The organism is Pedobacter sp. (assembly GCF_965227205.1).
In the GTDB taxonomy this organism is placed as follows: domain Bacteria; phylum Bacteroidota; class Bacteroidia; order Sphingobacteriales; family Sphingobacteriaceae; genus Pedobacter.
On record NZ_OZ245727.1, the window covers coordinates 3,722,906 to 3,743,684 of the forward strand.

Consider the following 20,779-nt stretch of genomic DNA (forward strand, 5'->3'; position numbering starts at 1 on the left):
AAAAGAGATATTTTTTGTAACTTGTGTGCAAGTACAAAAGATGAGATTTGAAACTTCCACTATAAAAGATATTGCCAAAGCTTTAGGACTTTCTACTTCTACAGTTTCAAGAGCTTTGAGAGACCGCTATGAGATTAGTGAAGAAACCAAAAAAGTTGTTTTAGCTTATGCTGAAAAAGTAAATTATCGGGCAAACCCTATAGCCAGAAGTTTAAAAGAAAGAAGAAGTTATTCCATCGGAATTATTGTAAGCGAAATTGCAAACAATTTTTTCTCTCAGGTGATAAACGGTATGGAATCAATCGCTTATGCGAGAGATTATCATGTTATCATAGCTCAAAGTCACGAATCTTTTAAGCAGGAAAAACTGAATGTTGAACACCTTGCGTCACGTTCTATTGATGGTTTACTTATCGCTCTCTCATCAGAAACACAAGATGTAAGTTACCTAAAGGACTTATACCAAAAAGGCTTGCCAATTGTTTTTTTTGATAGAGTACCTGATAATTTCGAAACACATAAGGTAATTGCCAATAATTTTAAAGGTGCTTTTGATGCAACCGAACATTTAATTTTATCGGGAAAACGAACGATAGCACATCTTACCAATTCAGAAACGCTTTCTATTACTAAGGAAAGATTGGCCGGTTATAAAGCTGCACTTGCTAAATATCACATTAATTTTAATCCTGATTTGGTAAAATATTGTCAACATGGTGGGATGCACAGTGCTGAGTTAGAAGATGCAGTAAAAGAACTTCTGCCTTTTAAACCTGATGGAATTTTCATCTCAAGCGATAGATTAACCACAGGCTGTATTATGGCTTTAAAGAAAAGCAGTCCTGAAATTGCCCATAAAATTGCCATAGCAGGCTTCACCAACTCCAATTTGGTTGATTTATTTAGTCCATCGCTAACTTCAGTAAAACAACCCGCTTTTGAAATGGGCCAGGTTGCTACCGAATTGTTAATTTCGATGATTGAAGCTAAAAGACCCGTTACTGAATTTGAAACCAAAGTATTGGATACCGAATTGGTTAGAATGCAGAAAAATGTAGGTAATCCTTTCTTGTAAATCATCAAGCTACAAAACCAATAAATATTTAAAGCCTAAATCTCTTTTACTTACCTTTGCCAAATGGTAGAAATCATTTTAAAAAGAGGCAAAGAGAAAGCGGCTATTCAAAGACACCCATGGATATTTTCTGGTGCGTTAGAAAAAGTAAAAGGCAAGCCTGAAAATGGAGAAGTTGTTAAAGTTTTTGCTTTTGATAATGAATTTCTAGGATATGGTTATTACAACAGCAATTCTCGAGTAGCTGTTCGACTTTTAGAATGGGATGAGAATCAAACCATAGATAAAAATTGGTATCAAAACCGATTGAAACAAGCCATAGCATCACGCCAGTTTATTTTAAATGAACAAACCAATACTTGCCGTTTAGTATTCAGTGAAGCCGATTTTTTACCCGGACTTATTGTAGATAAATACGCCGATTTTCTTTCTTTACAGATTTTGAGTTCGGGCATTGAAACCGTAAAAGGTGATATTGTTGAAATTTTAAAATCAGAACTTAACCCAAAGGGAATTTTCGATAAAAGTGATGCAACCGCTCGCGGGCACGAAGGTTTACCAATTGAAAACGGTTTGCTTTGGGGAGAAAATCCACCAGAATTTTTAGAAGTAAAAGAGAATGGAATTTCTTACCATATTAACATCGCCGAAGGGCAAAAATCTGGCTTCTATTGTGACCAGCGAGATAACAGAAGTATTTTAGCAAGTTACACTGATGGTAAAAAAGTATTAGATTGCTTTAGTTATAGTGGCGGTTTCACATTAAATAGTCTGGCAAAAAATGCTAAAAGCGTAACAAGCGTTGATAGCTCTGCATTGGCTATCGAAACCTTAAAACAAAACTTAACTTTAAACAAGTTCGATGTAGACAAGGTTACCGCAATTCAATCTGATGTAAACAAGCAACTAAGAGCTTTTAAAGAAAGTGGAGAACTGTTTGATGTAATTGTTCTAGATCCACCAAAATATGCGCCATCTCGTTCTGCAATGGATAGAGCTGCAAGAGCATACAAAGATTTAAATCGTTTAGGTATGTTGTTGTTGGAAAAAGGTGGTTTATTGGCAACTTTTTCTTGCTCTGGCGCAGTTGATATTGAAACTTTCAAACAAATTATTGCTTGGTCGGCGCTTGATGCCGGAAAAGAAGTTCAGATTATCAAACAATTCTGCCAACCTGAAGATCATCCGGTTAGGATTTCATTTTCTGAAGGGGAGTATTTAAAAGGTTTACTGCTAAGGGTTTTGTAAAAAAAATACCACGGAAATACAGAATACACAAAAAAATTCCATGTTAATCCGTGTTTCCGTGGCAAACCAAATCTTTAAATCTTCTCTGAACTTTCAACTGTTTCATACTCACCTTTCCAGGCATAAAAACCAAAAATCATCAGTCCAAGGCTAATCGGGAAGAAGATAAAAAGTATAATTCCCCATTGCAAAATGGTATTTGTCCGTTCGATATCTGAATGTGCCAAACCAACTTTATCAACAGCTTGAATAAATAGAAAAACCATTGCAATTGGCCCTAAAACCATCCAAGCTAAGCCTAAGAATTTCTTTACCGTATTCATAAATTTCTATTTAATCGTTAATACTCTCATCTGCCTTGTTTGATAAATAAATAGTCCCGATTATCAAACTTAAAGTTGCAATCCCGATAGGATACCATAAGCCAGAAAGTGGTGTTGAACCTGCAAAACTTGCTATTAATGTTGCTATAAAAGGAACCAGACCTCCAAATACGCCATTGCCAATATGATACGGGAGCGACATTGAAGTATAACGTATTTTAGTTGGGAAAAGCTCAACCAAAAACGCAGCAATTGGCCCGTAAACCATAGTTACTAACAATATCTGGAAGAAAATTAAACCTACAAATTTCCAGAATATCGGGGTTGGTAAAACTTTATCCTTGAGAACATCAGCAGCCGGCAAAATACCACCATTATTTGTTAAAGTATCTGTATGAATGCTAGTGTACCCAAAGCCATTCGTTAGAGTAACTTTAGTTTCAACTGTCCTTAAACTATCATTGGTATTAATTAATGGAATAACTTTTGGAGAACCTTGAAGCGCAGAAAAAGTTTTAACATCGCCATAATTATCAGGGTTAGTATCGTTAAGGAAAATTTTATAAATCGGTCTGTAAAAGATAATACCAAGCAACATTCCGCTTAGCATAATCCATTTTCGCCCAACTTTATCACTCCAGGCACCAAATACTACAAAGAATGGTGTTGCAAAAGCTATTCCCCAAAGTAAAATATACCTCGAATCATTAAAATCGAGTTTGCAGGTATTCTCCAAGAAAGATTGGGCATAAAATTGTCCGGTATACCAAATAACACCTTGCCCCATGGTTGCGCCAAACAAAGCAAGCAAAACCATTTTAAAATTTGCTTTATTGTTAAAGCTTTCTTTTAAAGGATTTTTAGAAACCTTTCCTTCCGATTTAAGTTTAGAAAACATCGGCGATTCGTGCATTTTCAACCTGATGTAAATTGAAACAACAACTAAAAGGATAGAGAGTAAAAAAGGAATTCGCCAGCCCCAATCGCCAAATAGTTCGGCACCTAGAATGTTTTTAGTAATTACAATTACGCCAAGCGAAAGAAATAAACCTAAGGTTGCGGTAGTTTGAATCCAACTTGTAAAAAAACCGCGTTTGTTTTTTGGCGCATGTTCTGCAACATAGGTTGCTGCACCCCCGTATTCTCCACCCAAAGCCAAACCTTGAATTAAGCGCAATATTAAAACTAAAATAGGTGCGGCATAACCGATGGTTTTGTAAGATGGAATTAATCCGATTAGAAAAGTAGAACCACCCATTAACACTAACGTTAATAGAAAAGTATATTTCCGGCCAATTAAATCACCTAATCGGCCAAATACCAAAGCTCCAAAAGGACGAACAATAAAACCCGCAGCAAAAATTGCAAGTGTATTGATTAGCGCAGAAGCACCAGCATCTTCAGGAAAAAGTTGGTGACCAATAATTACCGCCAGGCTACCAAAAATATAAAAGTCGTACCACTCGATTAATGTGCCCAATGATGAGGCACCAATAACTTTAAAAATATTATTCTTTGGAAGTACTTCACTCATAAAAAAGGTATTTGGTTTTCTAAGATAAACATTTGCACTTCAAAACAATAAATACCTTATTGGTTGATTTAAATTGTTACAAATAAAACATTTCAGCTTTACTTTTGTATTTTCATACGGAAAATAAAATTTATGCTTTTAATACAGAACATTAGATTAAGTAGAATATTAAGAAATACATGGCAGGTTGATTTGATTATGATTGCATCCTGCACCGTAGCATATCTGGTTCGCGAGTATTTAATTGCACATCATTTCGAAATCCCATCTATAATACCAACTGTTTTAGGTACGGCGATTGCATTTTTTATCGGTTTTAATAATAACCAGGCATATGACAGATGGTGGGAAGCCAGAAAAATTTGGGGCGCATTAGTTAACGACTCCCGTTCGTTTGCAAGAAACGTAATAAACTATGCAGAAGACGATAAAGTTATAGTGAAGCGAATGGTTTACAGACATATTGCTTTCCTTTATGCATTAAAAGCAAGTTTGAGAGATACGGTTGACGAAATCTACATTAAATATCTTGATGAAGCAGATCTCGCTGAAATCGCGAAGCATAAAAATACACACAATGCTTTACTAAATATTCAATCGAGAGATTTACAAAAACTTTCAAAATCGAATACCATTGATGGTTTTAGGTTTATAGAAATTAACGAGATGCTTGTCAGGTTTTCTGATTCGATGGGAATGAGCGAGCGTATCAAAAACACCATATTTCCAACTACCTACAGCTATTTAACAAAGGTGTTTATCTGGCTTTTTGTAGTAACATTTACTTTAGTAATCAGCCAATCGGCTGGTGTGTATTCTATCTTTTTAGGTTGGTTAATTGGTTTTGTATTTGTATCAACCCAAATTAATGGTATGAGCTTGGTTAACCCTTTCGAAAACAATTCGGCTGGTGTTCCACTTAACTCTATTACTAGAACAATTGAAATTAATTTACTGCAAATGCTTGAGGAAGAAGAAATCCCGGAGCCGGTAAAACCGATTAACGATGAATATATCCTTTAATTTTTGCTTTCCAGGCGTTTACCAATAAAGATAAAAAGCAAGGATAAGAGCCAAAAAATAAGCATTATAATTACCGTATTCAAGATTGCTTTAGGATAACCTAATTTCACAACATTAATAAAAGGATAAGGGTATTCGTTAATAATTGCGCCTCTAATAATCGTCAGTATTACGTAGCACAAAGGATAAATAAGCCAACCAAACGCCTGTCTGTAATTTAGGTGAGCCTTATCTACAAAAAATAGCCATAAACCTAAAAACAACAACGGACTAACCACATGCAAAAGTTCGTTTGCTGCTGCATGCCAACCATTCAATTCTACTAATCCGCGGAGCGATAAATTATAAATTATACCAACAACTAATATATAAATGGTTATTGCCGTTATGGTTGAAGATTTTGAGAAAAACCTGCCTACAGCAGCATTTTGAAATAGCAAAATTGCCGTTAGGCAAACTGCACATAAAATATTGGTAAGAACAGTAAAGTAAGATAGATAGATTTTAATGGTCGATACAACATCGCCATCTTCAAGACCTAAACTTAACTTAAACTGCAAGCCGAGCGCAAACCAAATGATTAATACAGAAATTACTGCGTAAAATCTTGCAAAAGAATGTGACTTCATAACTAATAGAGAGAGAATGATTTATCAATGTCGGGCCAAAAAAAATGCTTACCCTAAAACAAGGTAAGCATTTTTTTTTGCTGATGGCAACAGATTATTTCTTAGGTATATTTCTAAGTTTAACCGGCTTTTTACTGCCAGTATTTTTTTTCATTTTTAGATTCAGCATCTCAACCAAAACAGAAAATGCCATTGCAAAATAAACGTATCCTTTCGGGATGTGTTGATCCAAACCTTCTGCTAATAAAGAAACCCCGATTAATAATAAAAATGATAATGCAAGCATTTTAACCGTTGGATGGTCGTTTACAAAAGTGCTAATTGCGCCTGCTGAGAACATCATAATAATAACAGCAATAACAACTGCAGCAATCATAATTTCTATGTGTTCTGCCATACCAACTGCGGTAATTACAGAATCAAGCGAAAACACAATATCCAATATTAAAATTTGAACAATCGTAGCCCAAAAAGAATGCTTTTTAGCATTGCCTTCTTCATCTTCTTCGCCCTCTAATTTATTGTGAATTTCGTGTGTGCTTTTGTAAATCAAAAACAAACCTCCGATAATCAAAATCAAATCCCTACCAGAAATTGCCAACTTTTCGAACCATTCCCCATCTGTAATACCAATCCAACTTCCAATATTAAATAATGGAGATGTTAAAGTCATTATCCAGCTTAAAGATAGAAGCAATAATACCCGGGTAATCATGGCTAAACCTAAACCAAGCTGTCTGGCTTTTTTCTGTTGATTAGCAGGCAGTTTACCTGATAAAATAGAAATGAAAACGATATTATCTATCCCTAAAACAATTTCAAGAACAGTTAAAGTTAATAATGAAATCCACGCTTCGGGCGTACTTAAAAAATCCATAGTTTGTTTATCTGATAGAGCGAAGATATGAAAAAAGCAATTTGATTTTAACAACTCTAATTGATGGATTTAGTTTGGTTTTTCTTTATGAAGCTGTTATATAAAATTCTCTAAACAAAAAAAGTCTTGCCCCGATTAAGAGACAAGACCTTTTCCTAGAAATTATCTTATTTAAAAACTACAGAGCCATATTCAGATTTAATTGAAATGTTGGCATTGCCACCATTTCCAACTTTTCCTGTATATCTTTTTGTTTGGTCATAATCTCCGCTGGTTTTACTTGCCGATACATTAGAACCATATTTAAAACCTGCGTAAGTTGTTGTTACGTTAAAATTCGCAGCATATCTATCATCAAAACCAACACCAACACCTACATATTCACCATCAAAAGTTAAGGTTTTGCAAGCAGGTGTAATTTCGGCAATATTTAGTTTATTGTAACTCATAGTGATGTTAGCATCGCCATTTAAAGTACCCAAAGAAACGCTGGTATATTCACTTCTTAAAGATAGTTTACCTACGCTTGCCAATGTCAAGCTGCCATAACCTTGTTTAATTACGGTATTTCCTTTTACATTATTGATATTAACTTTTGCATATTCTGCATTCAGCAATAAATTTCCGCCAATATTACCAACTGTTAAGCCAGAACCATATTGTACTTTCAAATCTGCCGATTTACGGATTGTGTTAATGTTAACCCCAACGTATTGTGCATCTAAATCAATCGTATTAACAGCTCCAATGCTTACACCACCACCATACTGATGTTTTACAATTGCAGTATTTAATTCTTCTATAGTTGCCTTACCGTATTGAACATTAACGTAATTATTACTGTTAGATAAGTTTCCGGCAGTTAAATTTCCGTATTGCACTTTTAAAGACGTTGGCCCAGAAAAATCAACTAAATCTACATTTCCATATTGTTGTAGAACCGTTAGCGCATTTACAGATGGCATGTAAACTGTATAATTAACTTTAACCTCTCTTCTCCAAGTAGTCACACCGTTTTTTACGTTTCTACCATAACGCCCGCTTCTATCGCCAACATTAGTTTTAAAAGAAACTTGATCGCCACTTTTGTTTGCATCAATAGTAACCTCATCAATTAATTTTTGAGCATCGCTGTCAGAAGTACTGTATGCCTTGATATCAACTTCAACCTTAACTTCTTTTTTGTCCCAGGTTTTGATAACCATTGAGCCATATTGGTTGTTCAGATTAACCTTATCACCATTATCTACACTAAAACTCTTGCTAAAAGATTTAGAGCGTTCACTATCACCACCATTTTCCTGAATATCATTACTATTAATATTTACTACCGATGAAGTATTAGTGGTTACTTTCGTATTTACAACGGCATAATTAGTGTTAGCGGTTGTAATAGATACAGTTTGCTGAGCGTAAGTTTTTACGGCGATTGCAGCCACAAAGGCTAAAAGTATTGCTTTTTTCATGTTGTTAGTTTTTTAAACACCATTACTTAAACCTGCCGGCTGGCTTAAGTTTTAATGTTATGAGCGCATGTTTTGTTATTTAATTTTTTTTTCTTTGATCTTTAAGCTTTAACCTCTATTCCTATATTTGGTTAACCCTTTTATAATCGTCAACCTGGTTTATAATCAAAAGTTGTTGTTTTAATAAATTTAACTGAAGCTCGCGGTTTTTAACCATTGCCTTAACCACAAATAATTGGTTTGGCGTAGTTGGCAACTCTGCTTTTAAGCGTTCGTAATCTTCATCAAGTTTCTTTAAATCGGCTGTAAATTTTTTGTACAAATCCGGATTTGCAGAAGCGAAAATTGCTAAACTATCTCTCTTTTCAGTAATTAAACTCGTAAACTGAATTTCTCTTTTTGCTGCCGCTGCATTTACATCTGCAATTTCAACATCCAGATTTTGAGTTCTACCTTTATACAACCAAACTAAACCGAAAACAACTACAATTGCTGCTGCTGTACTCGTCCACAAATACAACCTTTTCGATTTTACAATCTTTGCAGGTTTCTGTTCATCTAATTGTTTCTCAATTTTTGCCCAAAGTGCTGCCGATGGTTCCATTACATCAAAAGCCTTTCGGTTATCCTTAACAAATGTTTCTAATCTATTGTTCATCTCTCATCCCTTTCATTTCTAAAATACTCTTCAATTTCTTTTTCGCCCTCATGTATTGCGTGCGACTTGTATTTTCACTAATTTTTAAAATATGCGATATTTCTTCATGGTCGTAACCTTCCAGCAAATATAAACTCAACACCACTCGGTAACCATCTGGCAATTGCGTAATGGCTTTTCTAATCTCCTCTGCTTGCAGTACGGTTTCATGCTCATCAAAACTCACTTCATCAGGCACTTCACTTATTTCATCTGTACTCACAAATTCCATTTTGCGTTTACGCAAGTAATTAATCGATTTGTTAATTACAATTTGCTTTAACCACAAGCCGAAAGTTGTTTCCTGCCTAAAATCAACAATTCTGGTAAAGGCATCTAAAAACGATTCTTGCAAAACATCTTCTGCTTCTTCTTCGTAATTTAGAATCCGCAAGGCTACATTATACATTGCCTTGGCATACAGTTTATACAATTCAAACTGCGCTGCCCGGCTGCCCTGCATGCATTCTTTTACTAATTCAAGGTTTTTATCGATGTAAACAGTCTCCAAAATTTTGATGATTCTGATTATAAGACATATGAGATTTTAAAACGTTGCATCAAGGTATAAAAAAATTAAAGAAACCGTTTTATGCTTGTAAAGATGCAATGTTTATAAATTTTAGAAAAGCAATTACAGTAGCTTTTAGGATACTGCAGCCCCGTTTTTCGTTTCAATCTTTTTTTAACCTCTCTCAATTCTCGCCATTTCCGTCATTGCGAGAAGGCACGACGTGGCAATCTATTTCGGAAATCCATAAAAAAAAAGTATTTCCACTATAATCGGGTTTAGTAAACTTAATTTCTGCAACAAAATAACCACCCCGCCTTGCAGGCACCCCTCCAAAGGAGGGGAATTGCAAAACGCCCTATTCAATTCATCATAAATTTGAAATCCCTGAAACAAAGAATTAACTTCATACCATGGAAACAGATTTAATTATTTCGGAAATAGATGCGATACACAGGGAAATTGATTTAGCATTAGAGCAGAAAGACGTTGGCGCATACGCGTATTTTCTTGATGAGAGCATTGATTATAAAAATGCCGACGGAACAATATTGAAAAAAACCGAATTATCTGATGAAATTAAAAGGCATTTTAAAAGTTTGAAATCTTTAAGCACTTCGCATTATCGAATTAAATCATCATTCGATAATGAAATATTTACCGAAAAAATTGCCAGAAAATCTGTTGTGCATCAAAGCAATATGTTAATATTCACTAAAAAGAAAACAACTCAAACCGAAGAAATTTACCAATGGAAGAAATTTGGCAATGAATGGAAAGCCATATCTATTGAAATTACTTTAGAGGAAAAGTATTAGGATGAATGAGAATAACGACGGCTTTGTTAGGGTGCTTTTTAAGTTTTATAGTGATGCATTAGAAAAATGGACTGTTGAAACAATGTGGACAGAAATAGTTGACTTGGACAAAGGCCATTTCAGAATTGAGAATATTCCTTTCTACGCTTCATTTGCTTGTGATGATATCATCTTCGCCGAATATGACGATGACCAAGAAATGCTTACTTATAGAGAACTAATTAAAGCATCAAATAATTCGACGATACAAGTTGTCCTCACCAACAAATCAACTAAAACAAATAATATTCGGGAAATTTTTAACCATTTAGGCTGTGAATCAGAGAAGCTTTCTGAAGGCTATTTTGTTATTAACGTTCCTGAAGAAGTAAATTACTCAATTGTCAAAAGTAAACTGTTAATTCTTGAATCAGATAGCATAATTGATTTTGCTGAATCTTGTTTATCTGAACAACATAGAATTCAATGTTAACTATTTAAAGACAATTGCATCACTAATTCCGTGTTTTCAGTGCTTCCGTGGCAAACAAAACAGCAACATAATTTTCCTCAAAACTTTAAAACAAAATCGGTATTTTTGCCGCTCAATTTAGATTACAATATATGTTAAGAACAGTAACTTGTGGTGCACTAAACCTTAATAACCTAGGCGAAAGTGTAACTCTATGTGGTTGGGTACAAAAATCAAGAGATTTAGGCGGTATGACTTTTATAGACATTCGCGATCGTTATGGCATAACACAGTTAGTTTTTAACATGGATGATAATCGTACTCTTTGCGAAGCTGCACGTACGCTTGGCAGAGAGTTTGTAATTAAAGCTACCGGAACTGTTGTTGAGCGTAGTAACAAAAACCCAAAAATGTCAACCGGTGATGTAGAAATTAAAATTTCTGCATTAGAAATACTTAATGCAGCAAAATTACCTCCGTTTTTAATCGATGATGAAACTGATGGTGGCGATGAATTGCGAATGAAATACCGTTACTTGGATTTACGTCGTAATCCGGTTCGTAATAACCTGGTTTTACGTCATAAAATGGCGCAATCGGTGCGTCGCTATTTAGATGCTCTAGATTTTATCGAGGTAGAAACTCCGGTTTTAATTAAATCTACACCAGAAGGTGCAAGAGATTTCGTTGTACCAAGCCGTATGAACGAAGGTGAATTTTATGCTTTGCCTCAATCTCCTCAAACCTTTAAACAATTGTTAATGGTTTCGGGTTTCGACAGGTATTTTCAAATTGTTAAATGTTTCAGAGATGAAGATTTAAGAGCTGACCGCCAACCAGAGTTTACTCAAATTGATTGTGAGATGTCTTTCATCGAGCAGGAAGATATTTTAAATACTTTCGAAGGCTTAATCCGTACTTTATTTAAAGAAGTTCGTAATTACGATTTACCTGAAGTTCCGCGTATGCAATATGCAGATGCGATGCGCTTATATGGCTCAGATAAGCCAGATACACGTTTCGATATGCAATTTGTAGAACTGAACGATTTAGTAAAAGGTAAAGGCTTCCCGGTTTTTGATAATGCTGAATTAGTTGTTGGTATTAATGCAAAAGGTGCGGCAAGTTATACACGTAAGCAATTAGATGAGTTAACAGATTTTATCAAACGCCCGCAAATTGGTGCAACTGGTTTAATTTATGCTCGCCATAATGATGATGACACTATTAAATCATCAGTAGATAAATTCTTTAACGAAGAAGATTTAAAACAATGGAGTGAAGCATTCTCAACAGAAAAAGGCGATTTAATTTTAGTTTTAGCTGGCTCAACAGACAAAGTTCGCAAACAACTAAACGAACTTCGTTTAGAAATGGGTAACCGTTTAGGCTTACGTGATAAAAATAAATTCTCGGCACTTTGGGTATTAGATTTTCCTCTTTTAGAATGGGATGAAGAAACTGAACGTTACCATGCTATGCACCATCCATTTACTTCTCCAAAACCAGAAGACATTGCTTTATTAGATAGCGACCCTAAAAATGTTAGGGCAAATGCTTACGATATGGTAATTAACGGAACAGAAGTTGGTGGTGGCTCAATCCGTATTCACGATAGAGCTTTACAGGCTTTAATGTTTAAACATTTAGGTTTCAGTGCAGAAGAAGCTCAAAAACAATTTGGTTTCTTAATGGATGCTTTCGAATTTGGTGCACCTCCTCATGGCGGTATAGCTTTTGGTTTCGACCGCTTAACCTCAATTTTTGCAGGTTTGGATTCGATTCGTGATGTAATTGCTTTCCCTAAAAATAACTCAGGAAGAGATGTAATGATTGATAGTCCGAGTACAATTGATGAAAAACAATTGAAAGAACTTAAAATCAAAACTGATTTGTAGATATCCTAATAGTTCATTGTTGATTAGTTCATTGGGCTAATCGCACAAGGATTTTGACAATAAAAAACCCGATTAGCACACTGTTAAGCGGGTTTTTTATTTTTATCGGTTCATCTTATAAACTGATGAACAGCTAATACTATTGAGCCAATGACACTAATGAACAAGTGATACCAATGAACTAATAAGTTTCACTATCTGGTGGAATGCCATAATCTACAAACTTCTTATCTTTTTTCTCTTTTCTTTTACCAAACCATCCTTTAACAGAGTTAAAAATGGCCGATATATGCTCTGCATCTAGCGATTTGCCAACTTTACCTGAAACCAATCCTACCGCTGCCTTTGTTAAAAAACCAGCACCTCTAAAAACAGTTTTGTTCATAAACATTGGCAAAAGCAAAGACATTGCAGTTCCACTCAAGTTCAGTTTATCATCAACCTTAAAAAGATTACTTGGTGTAGCATATTTCTTTATTAAGGCACTCAGTGTAAATTGCTTTAAATAAACCTTCACATCCGATTTAAGCAAATTTTCTTTAAGCGTATATTCAACCTTAAGCTCAAGCTTTTTGGCTTGCAAATCTTCAAGAGTGCGAATGTTTTTATAACTTTTCATCTTCGTCCTCCTTATCTGCTAACTTATCAAAATACTTACGCACAGCTACATTTATAATTGCCTTTTCTATATACTTATCTTTAGTTGCATAAACAATTACAGCCAACAAGATATAGATGAGCGATACGCAGCCAAAACCACGGGCAAAGCTCCCCAGCACATCAGATAAAAATAGCGCAAGCGTAACCGAACCAAATAAAAATGCCAGTATAAAGCAAACAATAACGGCAGTGTTTGTAACTAAATCGGCGAAAATCTTGGATACTTTTTCAACCAGATAAAGTCTGGTATATTCTATTCTAGCCTCCAAATAGCCTTTGGCATCGTCAACAATATCTTCGATACTTTTTTCTTTATTTTCTTGCATAGTTTAGATGGGTAAATGAAACCGGATGTTAAAACATCCGGTTTTAAAAAATTTATTACGCGTGCTCTACGTCGTCACTATATTCTTCTTCAACACTTCTCAATTTAGTTTTAATTGAGTCTACAACTTTATCTTTTAAGCTAGAAAGGTTGTTAATTTCATCGGCAGCTTTATCGCGTATAGAATCGCCTAAATCTTTTAACGATTGGCTTAATTTATCACGGGTTTCTTCACCTTTTTCTGGTGCAAATAAGATTCCTAATGCGGCTCCTGCAGCTAATCCTGCTAAAAGGGCAACTACAACTTTTGAGTTATCATTCATAATTATCTATTTAAGGGTTTAACATTACAATATAACAGTGCTATATTATTTTCGTTAAGCTATAAATTATAACTCATTTTGCTCATTATTTGTTTTAATTCTTTCCAATCTTTCTGATGCCAGTGTACTGGTTTCGTAAATTTTAACGAGCAATATAAAATAAGATAGCAATAGCGGACCAAATACAAGTCCAAGTATTCCGAATAAAGGAATACCAATAATTACGCCAATTACTGTAATTATTGGATGTATGTTGCCAACTTTTTTCGCTATTATAAATCTAAGAACATTATCGATATTTATAATAACTACGAAGCCAAAGATGAGCATAGCCCATCCGGCGAAGTTATTCCCATTTGCAATTTGGAATATTGCAGCAGGCACAAATACAACAGGCGGGCCTAATACCGGAACAAAAGAGATAAATGTTGTTATAACACCCCAAAAGACAGGATCTTTATAGCCTAAAACAAAAAAAGATAAGCTTACTAAAGAACCTTGAACCAGGCAAATTAAACCTTGGCCAATAACATTTGCATAAGTTGTATTACGCATTTCATCGCCAAAACGTAAGGCATTTTGTTCGCGAAGCGGAGCATATTTTATTAAAGATAATTCGAATTTTTTCCTTTCTATTAGCATAAAGTACAGTAAAAAGTACATCACCAATAAACTCAGTATAATATTTATTGCACTCGAAATTAAAGATGGAAAAAGCTGAGTAGCCCAATTGCCCAACCTGTTCATTCCATCTTGAATTAAACTTTCGTTTATTTTAACCGGAATTAAGTGCTGGATTTTAACCAGTAAGTTTTTAAAGAAGATTTCGTTATTTTTTAGTTCGGATATTTTACTAATTACCATGCTGCTTAACGCATAGAAAGGTAATATAATTAGCACAACACTTATTGCGATGATTAATATTGCTACAAATCTTTTATTCCAGCCTTTTACTTCAGCAAAATAAATATAACCAGGACGCATTATGGTGTACAGCACAAGCGTACTTAATATTGCACTGAAAATTCCTTGTAAAGAATATGCTATTAACAGCCCAAGTGCTATTATAATAACAAGGTTTATATTATTGCGTTGCTTATAAGAAAATACTGACATAGAATTCTAGTTGCTTGGTACTTTCTAAATACAAAAAACATAGTATTTGTTTTTGCAGAATTAAGATTTACTCCTGATCATCAATCTTGATTGCCTTGATTTTATTGTACAGCGTTTTTCTATCAATATTTAAAATTTTCGCCGCCTTTGTTTTGTTAAAATTTACCTCTTTTAAAACTCTTAAAATAGTATCGTATTCTGCTTCTAAGGCTGCATTTTTCAAATCCTTAGGCTTATCGCTAAGTTTAAGTTTTACCTGAGTTAAAATTTCGTCTCTATCATAATCTTTAACATGATTTGATAATTCCAAAGGCAAAACATCGACCTGAATTTCATTACCTTCTGTTAACAAGGCAACACGTCTTATAACGTTTTTCAATTCACGAACATTTCCTGGCCAATTGTAATTTAAAAAAGATTCTTTAACTCCTTCAGAAAAACCTTTGATATTTTTACCTAATTCATTATTGGCTACTTTCAAAAAATTTTCTGCAAAAACTAAAATATCCTTACCACGTTTTTTTAGTGAGGGAATATGAATTGAAAACTCATTAAAACGATGGTATAAATCTTCTCTAAAAGTTCCTTTTGAAATATTTTCCACCAAATTTTCATTTGTGGCCACAATAATGCGAACATCTAAATCTATTTCTTTGGTACTGCCAATGCGCTTAACTTTTCGTTCCTGAACGGTTCTTAAAAGTGTTGCCTGAATTTCATAAGATAAGTTTCCTATTTCATCTAAAAACAATGTACCGCCGTTCGCTTGCTCAAAGTGTCCGATTTTAGTATATAAAGCACCTGTAAAAGACCCCTTTTCATGCCCGAAAAATTCACTACCTGCAAGTTCTTTAGTTAAAGAGCCACAATCCATAGCGATAAAAGGCTTATCTTTTCTTAAACTGTTTAGGTGAATTGTTTTTGCCACATACTCTTTACCTGTTCCGCTTTTACCGGTTAAAATAATACTATAAGAAGTTGGGGCAATAAGATTGATTTGTTTTAGCAACGTTTTAGAAACATAACTCATTCCATCGATATAATCACTATGGTTGATGTACTCTTGTTCAGCGTTTTTACTGTTGCTTTTTGTATTGATACTGCCAACACTTTCATTTAAAGCCCGTTGAGTTTCTAAAGCCTTATTTATTGTGTTTAAAATTTCATCAGGATATAGTGGCTTAGTGATATAATCGTAAGCACCTAATTTGATTAATTCTACTGCAAGTTTAATATCAGAATAACCTGTGATAATGATAACACCAGTAGATGGATAATTTTCTTTTATTTTGATGAGAATTTCTCTGCCATCAGTATCATCCAATCTGTAATCGCATAGTACCAAATCAAAAGTTTCTGTAGTCAAAATATCCATCGCTGAATTGCCAGTGATAGCATTGGCTACCTCAAAACCATTTCTGGTTAGGAACTTGGAGAGTAGGAGGCCAATATTCACCTCATCATCAATTATTAATATCTTTTTTTCATATGCGAGAATCGTAGTGCATAATTAGATAAAAAAAATGAACTTGGGAAATTTTCTCTACACTTTTGACCAATACTATATAGAATTAATAATACAGCTACTATCGGCCTTCAAAACCAGCAGCTCTTTTTTGTATAAATGCCGAAACACCTTCTTTAAAATCTTCTGTTTCGAAGCACTTGCCAAACGACTCGATTTCAACTTGATAACCTGAATGATTGAGCGATGCAACCACAGCCCTTATTGCTCCTGCAACTGCAAGAGGAGCCCTTTGTTTAACAAAACCTAAAATTTCTTCAGCCTTGCTAATTAGATCAGCTTGCGGTACAACGTAATTTACTAAACCGATTTGTTCTGCTTCTTGAGCCTTAATCATATTGGCGGTGATGATCATTTCTACAGCTTTTCCTTTGCCAACCAACTGGGTTAACCTTTGTGTGCCACCGTAACCGGGTATCAAACCCAAAGTAACTTCTGGCAAGCCTAATTTGGCAATATCTGATGCGATTCTGATGTGACAAGCCATCGCCAATTCTAATCCTCCGCCTAATGCAAAACCGTTAATTGCAGCAATAAATGGTTTAGAAGAATTTTCTATTGCATTAAAAACTTTTTCCTGTCCCTGTCTTGCCAACTCCTCACCTTGTTTTCCATTGTAATCAGAAAATTCTTTAATATCTGCACCTGCAACAAAAGCCTTTTCGCCTGCTCCGGTAATAATTACACCTCTAACTTCATCAGTTTTTCCTGCAAAATCTATAACATCTGCTAGTTCGGCAAGTGTATCTTTATTTAATGCGTTTAACGCTTTTTCACGATTTATCGTTACGTATAAAATATTTTCTTTTACCTCGGATATTAAATTTTGATATGCCATCTCTTAAAAATTTCTGTTTTCTGAAACCCAATTTTGAATATACTCTACAATGCTTGCCATTGTTGTTCCCGGTGGAAATAATTCTCCAACACCTAAATCTGCAAGCTTCTTTCTGTCTGCTTCCGGAATAATTCCACCACCTGTCAACAGTACATCATCAAGCTGTTTTTCTTTCATAAAATGAATAATTTTTGGAAAGACAGTCATGTGTGCACCAGATAAAATCGAAACGCCGATAGCATCAACATCTTCTTGCAAAGCTGTATTTACAACCATTTCTGGAGTTTGCCGAAGTCCGGTGTAAATTACTTCCATACCGGCATCCCTTAAAGATGTTGCGATAACTTTAGCGCCTCTATCGTGTCCATCGAGCCCAACTTTAGCAACTAAAACACGTATTGGCCTGTTTAATACTTTGCTCATAATGAATATTAAGTTAATGTAAATGTATCGAATTTTCTCTTTAAGGGAATAGAGAATTGAAAATAGGAATGGATTACGGGTTACATAGATTTGGGGAATTGAAAACAGGAAATTGATTGAAGGTTTAAGTCATTGCAAATTTTATCATTCAATACATTTCCTATTTTTTTACTATTCTCTATTTCTCAATTTCCTATCCTCTTATTATCCTATTCCCCATTTCCAATTCCCCGTAATTACACTTCCCCTACCCCAAATTATTCTATTCACTATTCCTTATATAATTACGCTCAATCTTTTTACATTTGCATTCCTAATTTACAGGTTTTTATGAGTGAAGAAAAGTCATTGAACTTTATTGAAGAAATTGTTGAGAACGACTTAAATAGTGGTAAGTATGAAACCTTGGTTACGCGATTTCCGCCTGAGCCAAACGGTTATTTACACATTGGCCACGCGAAAGCAATATGCTTAAACTTCGGACTAACACAAAAATACGGCGGTTATACCAACTTACGTTTTGATGATACCAACCCGGTAACTGAAAAAACTGAATATGTAAATAGCCAGCAAGAAGATATTAAATGGTTGGGTTTTAACTGGAAAAATGAATTGTATGCATCAGATTATTTTGATGAATTATATTCGTTTGCCGTTAAACTAATCGAAAAAGGTTTAGCTTATGTTGATGAAAGTTCTGCTGATGAAATTGCAGCATTAAAAGGAACACCAACAGAACCTGGTCAGGATAGTCCATACCGTAACCGCAGCGCAGCAGAAAATTTAGAACTTTTCACTAAAATGAAAAATGGCGAATTTGCTGATGGAGCTTATATCTTAAGAGCCAAAATTGATATGGCTAGTCCGAATATGTTAATGCGTGACCCAATTATTTACCGCATTAAACACGCAGAACACCATCGTACTGGAAATAAATGGTGCATTTACCCAATGTACGATTTTGCTCACGGCCAAAGTGATAGCATTGAAAACATTACCCACTCGATTTGTACTTTAGAATATGTTTCGCACCGCGAATTGTACGATTGGTTTATCGAAAAGTTAGAGATTTTTCCATCTAAACAATATGAATTTGCCCGTTTAAACCTTACTTCTACAGTAATGAGTAAACGTAAGTTACTTCAGTTGGTAAACGAGAATTTAGTTAGTGGCTGGGATGATCCACGCATGCCTACAATTTCGGGCTTACGCAGAAGAGGTTTCACTCCAAAAAGTGTACGTGAATTTTGTGAGCGAATTGGTATCGCTAAACGCGAAAATTTAATCGAATTAAGTTTATTGGAGTTTTGTATCCGTGAGGATTTAAATAAAACCGCTAATCGTGTAATGGCAGTTTTAGATCCGATTAAATTAATCATTACCAATTACGAAAAAGGTACTGAAGATTTAATCGGCGAAAACAATCCTGAAGCTGAAGATGGCGGTGGTACTCGTATTATTCCATTCAGTAAAGAACTTTGGATTGAGCGTGAAGATTTCATGGAAGTTCCCGCGAAAAAATGGTTCCGTTTGGCGCCAGGTGCTATGGTTCGTTTAAAATTCGCATACATTGTTAAGTGTGAGGATTTTGTAAAAGACGAAAATGGAAATGTAACCGAAATTCACTGTACCTATATTCCTGAATCAAAAAGCGGAAGCGATACAAGTGGAATTAACGTTAAAGGAACTATTCACTGGGTGAGTGCACAACATGCAAAAACAGCTGAAATCCGTTTATACGACCGCTTATTTACTTCTGAAACACCTGATGCGGAAGAAGGCGATTTCAAAGATTATTTAAATCCAAATAGCTTAACTGTTTTGCCAAGCGTATACATAGAGCCAGCTTTAGCAGATGCTGATTTAGATGGACGTTATCAATTCATCCGTAAAGGATATTTCTGTTTAGACAAAGATTCTAATGCTGAAAAATTGGTTTTCAATAGAACGGTAACATTAAAAGATACTTTTAAAAAGCCTAATTAAGAGAAAAAATTTTAAGCACAGATGAACACGGATAAGCACAGATTTATCCGTGTTTTTTTTGCAATTGAAAAAAGGGTTGTCAAAGAAATTGTAATGATTTTTGGGCCTGATTTATTCCCTTATCTTTTCCCTAATACTTCAAGTAGAGATTATACAACACCAAAATATCTACCAGAGTAAGCTTTTTACTAATATCTGTTTGAATAAAGTGTATTTTAAAGGCTTCGATTGCAGCAGGTAAATTAGTTGTATTATAGCCAATGTATCTTAACGCCTTTTCCGTATCGAAATCAGCTGGTGGATTTTTTAAAACTTGATCGTACCAAAAACCAAAACCTTTATCAGCTAACTTTTTCCAAGGGAAATTTTTAGGGTCATTTTTACGGCCAGGAGCAATATCGGCATGGCCAATAAAATTAGCAGTTGGAATATTATAAGTCTTTTTCAGTGTCGCCAATAGCTTTATTAAACTGTTAATCTGAGCATCTTGCCAAACATCACCAACGCCATTATTATCTAATTCGATCCCAATAGATGATGAATTCAGGTCGGTATCTTTGCCCCATTTACTAATACCTGCATGGTTTGCACGCAGGTAATCGTTAACCATGTGCACAACTTTACCATCGCGACTAATTACATAATGCGCACTTGTTCCGGCTTTGGTAGAATGAAAAGTTTTAATGGTTTGTGCCAAACTATCTTGCGCCGTATGGTGGATAACCACAAAATTTGGTTTTCTAATTCCAAAATTTACGGAACCAACCCATTGCTGATTTGTAGCGCTCAATGAATCGTATAACTGACCAGTTGGAGGTGTAGTCTTTATTATTTCAGAAAAATCTTTAGCTTTTTGCTTATAAATTTTTTCTGTTGCGGCATATTTATTGGTTGTACAAGATGCTGCAAGCATAGCAGAAACTATAACAAACGAAGAAGAAAATTTTGATATTTTAAACGAAAACATATAAGCTTTTGTTAATGTAGTAAAACGACAAAGTTATACTAAACTTCATCCAATTCATCAAAATTA

The 20,779-nt window shown here is 34.7% G+C and carries 22 protein-coding genes; 7 read left to right on the forward strand and 15 right to left on the reverse strand.

Going from position 1 to position 20,779, the window contains the following annotated elements:
- The first annotated feature begins 40 nt into the window (after nucleotides 1-40).
- On the forward strand, nucleotides 41-1,075 hold the full coding sequence (locus tag ACO05K_RS16075; protein WP_421945447.1) for a LacI family DNA-binding transcriptional regulator: 1,035 nt from the start codon (nucleotides 41-43) through the stop codon (nucleotides 1,073-1,075).
- A 63-nt stretch (nucleotides 1,076-1,138) separates the two neighbouring features.
- Nucleotides 1,139-2,323: a class I SAM-dependent rRNA methyltransferase gene (locus ACO05K_RS16080; protein ID WP_421945448.1), complete on the forward strand. Its 1,185-nt coding sequence runs from the start codon at nucleotides 1,139-1,141 to the stop codon at nucleotides 2,321-2,323.
- Nucleotides 2,324-2,397: 74 nt separating this feature from the next.
- On the opposite strand, the gene ACO05K_RS16085 is transcribed toward ACO05K_RS16080, so the two are convergent.
- Nucleotides 2,398-2,646: a DUF6814 family protein gene (locus ACO05K_RS16085; protein ID WP_421945449.1), complete on the reverse strand. Its 249-nt coding sequence runs from the start codon at nucleotides 2,644-2,646 to the stop codon at nucleotides 2,398-2,400.
- 10 nt (nucleotides 2,647-2,656) lie between these two features.
- Entirely contained in the window at nucleotides 2,657-4,180 is a 1,524-nt protein-coding gene (locus ACO05K_RS16090) for an MFS transporter (RefSeq protein WP_421945450.1), read from the reverse strand.
- A 132-nt stretch (nucleotides 4,181-4,312) separates the two neighbouring features.
- Here ACO05K_RS16090 and ACO05K_RS16095 point away from each other — a divergent pair, with 132 nt between their 5' ends.
- Nucleotides 4,313-5,203 carry a bestrophin family protein gene (locus ACO05K_RS16095; protein WP_421945451.1) on the forward strand — a complete coding sequence of 297 codons (891 nt, stop codon included), beginning with the start codon at nucleotides 4,313-4,315 and terminating at the stop codon, nucleotides 5,201-5,203.
- Here ACO05K_RS16095 and ACO05K_RS16100 read toward each other — a convergent pair.
- The 5 genes from ACO05K_RS16100 to ACO05K_RS16120 all read right to left on the reverse strand — a co-directional run bounded on the left by ACO05K_RS16100 (nucleotide 5,200) and on the right by ACO05K_RS16120 (nucleotide 9,383).
- Nucleotides 5,200-5,832, reverse strand: a complete 633-nt coding sequence (locus ACO05K_RS16100) for a Pr6Pr family membrane protein (RefSeq protein WP_421945452.1) — start codon at nucleotides 5,830-5,832, stop codon at nucleotides 5,200-5,202. The genes ACO05K_RS16095 and ACO05K_RS16100 overlap by 4 nt on opposite strands.
- Nucleotides 5,833-5,926: 94 nt before the next feature.
- Nucleotides 5,927-6,709, reverse strand: coding sequence for a TerC family protein (locus tag ACO05K_RS16105; RefSeq protein ID WP_421945453.1), 783 nt, complete (start codon nucleotides 6,707-6,709; stop codon nucleotides 5,927-5,929).
- Nucleotides 6,710-6,876: 167 nt separating this feature from the next.
- Nucleotides 6,877-8,175, reverse strand: a complete 1,299-nt coding sequence (locus ACO05K_RS16110) for a hypothetical protein (RefSeq protein WP_421945454.1) — start codon at nucleotides 8,173-8,175, stop codon at nucleotides 6,877-6,879.
- Between the two features lie 121 nt (nucleotides 8,176-8,296).
- Nucleotides 8,297-8,833 (reverse strand): hypothetical protein, encoded by a 537-nt coding sequence (locus ACO05K_RS16115; RefSeq protein WP_421945455.1) that lies wholly within the window; start codon nucleotides 8,831-8,833, stop codon nucleotides 8,297-8,299.
- Nucleotides 8,823-9,383 carry an RNA polymerase sigma factor gene (locus tag ACO05K_RS16120; protein WP_421945456.1) on the reverse strand — a complete coding sequence of 187 codons (561 nt, stop codon included), beginning with the start codon at nucleotides 9,381-9,383 and terminating at the stop codon, nucleotides 8,823-8,825. The genes ACO05K_RS16115 and ACO05K_RS16120 overlap by 11 nt, the downstream gene beginning before the upstream one ends.
- A gap of 413 nt (nucleotides 9,384-9,796) precedes the next feature.
- Between ACO05K_RS16120 and ACO05K_RS16125 the strand changes: the two genes are divergently transcribed.
- The 3 genes from ACO05K_RS16125 to aspS all read left to right on the forward strand — a co-directional run bounded on the left by ACO05K_RS16125 (nucleotide 9,797) and on the right by aspS (nucleotide 12,550).
- A complete protein-coding gene (locus ACO05K_RS16125; protein ID WP_421945457.1) occupies nucleotides 9,797-10,201 on the forward strand; it encodes a hypothetical protein in 405 nt (134 codons plus the stop codon).
- 1 nt (nucleotide 10,202) lies between these two features.
- A complete protein-coding gene (locus tag ACO05K_RS16130; RefSeq protein WP_421945458.1) occupies nucleotides 10,203-10,673 on the forward strand; it encodes a DUF4265 domain-containing protein in 471 nt (156 codons plus the stop codon).
- A gap of 131 nt (nucleotides 10,674-10,804) precedes the next feature.
- On the forward strand, nucleotides 10,805-12,550 hold the full coding sequence (gene aspS / locus ACO05K_RS16135) for an aspartate--tRNA ligase (protein WP_421945459.1): 1,746 nt from the start codon (nucleotides 10,805-10,807) through the stop codon (nucleotides 12,548-12,550).
- 181 nt (nucleotides 12,551-12,731) lie between these two features.
- Here aspS and ACO05K_RS16140 read toward each other — a convergent pair whose 3' ends face one another.
- From ACO05K_RS16140 to ACO05K_RS16170, 7 genes are all read right to left on the reverse strand, one after another.
- Nucleotides 12,732-13,169: a hypothetical protein gene (locus ACO05K_RS16140; RefSeq protein WP_421945460.1), complete on the reverse strand. Its 438-nt coding sequence runs from the start codon at nucleotides 13,167-13,169 to the stop codon at nucleotides 12,732-12,734.
- The gene (locus ACO05K_RS16145; RefSeq protein WP_421945461.1) at nucleotides 13,156-13,536 is read right to left on the reverse strand and encodes a phage holin family protein; all 381 of its coding nucleotides are present in this window, start codon (nucleotides 13,534-13,536) and stop codon (nucleotides 13,156-13,158) included. The genes ACO05K_RS16140 and ACO05K_RS16145 overlap by 14 nt, the downstream gene beginning before the upstream one ends.
- A 55-nt stretch (nucleotides 13,537-13,591) precedes the next feature.
- Nucleotides 13,592-13,858, reverse strand: a complete 267-nt coding sequence (locus ACO05K_RS16150; RefSeq protein WP_421945462.1) for a YtxH domain-containing protein — start codon at nucleotides 13,856-13,858, stop codon at nucleotides 13,592-13,594.
- A gap of 66 nt (nucleotides 13,859-13,924) precedes the next feature.
- Complete coding sequence (locus ACO05K_RS16155) at nucleotides 13,925-14,974, reverse strand: AI-2E family transporter (RefSeq protein WP_421945463.1); 1,050 nt, start codon at nucleotides 14,972-14,974, stop codon at nucleotides 13,925-13,927.
- A gap of 67 nt (nucleotides 14,975-15,041) precedes the next feature.
- Nucleotides 15,042-16,430: a sigma-54-dependent transcriptional regulator gene (locus ACO05K_RS16160; protein ID WP_421945464.1), complete on the reverse strand. Its 1,389-nt coding sequence runs from the start codon at nucleotides 16,428-16,430 to the stop codon at nucleotides 15,042-15,044.
- Between the two features lie 130 nt (nucleotides 16,431-16,560).
- Nucleotides 16,561-17,337, reverse strand: a complete 777-nt coding sequence (locus ACO05K_RS16165; protein WP_421945465.1) for an enoyl-CoA hydratase/isomerase family protein — start codon at nucleotides 17,335-17,337, stop codon at nucleotides 16,561-16,563.
- 3 nt (nucleotides 17,338-17,340) lie between these two features.
- Nucleotides 17,341-17,760: a cobalamin B12-binding domain-containing protein gene (locus tag ACO05K_RS16170; protein WP_421945466.1), complete on the reverse strand. Its 420-nt coding sequence runs from the start codon at nucleotides 17,758-17,760 to the stop codon at nucleotides 17,341-17,343.
- 330 nt (nucleotides 17,761-18,090) lie between these two features.
- Between ACO05K_RS16170 and ACO05K_RS16175 the strand changes: the two genes are divergently transcribed.
- Nucleotides 18,091-19,746 (forward strand): glutamine--tRNA ligase/YqeY domain fusion protein, encoded by a 1,656-nt coding sequence (locus ACO05K_RS16175; RefSeq protein WP_421945467.1) that lies wholly within the window; start codon nucleotides 18,091-18,093, stop codon nucleotides 19,744-19,746.
- Between the two features lie 130 nt (nucleotides 19,747-19,876).
- On the opposite strand, the gene ACO05K_RS16180 is transcribed toward ACO05K_RS16175, so the two are convergent.
- Nucleotides 19,877-20,713 carry an N-acetylmuramoyl-L-alanine amidase gene (locus ACO05K_RS16180; protein ID WP_421945468.1) on the reverse strand — a complete coding sequence of 279 codons (837 nt, stop codon included), beginning with the start codon at nucleotides 20,711-20,713 and terminating at the stop codon, nucleotides 19,877-19,879.
- Between the last annotated feature and the right edge of the window lie 66 nt (nucleotides 20,714-20,779).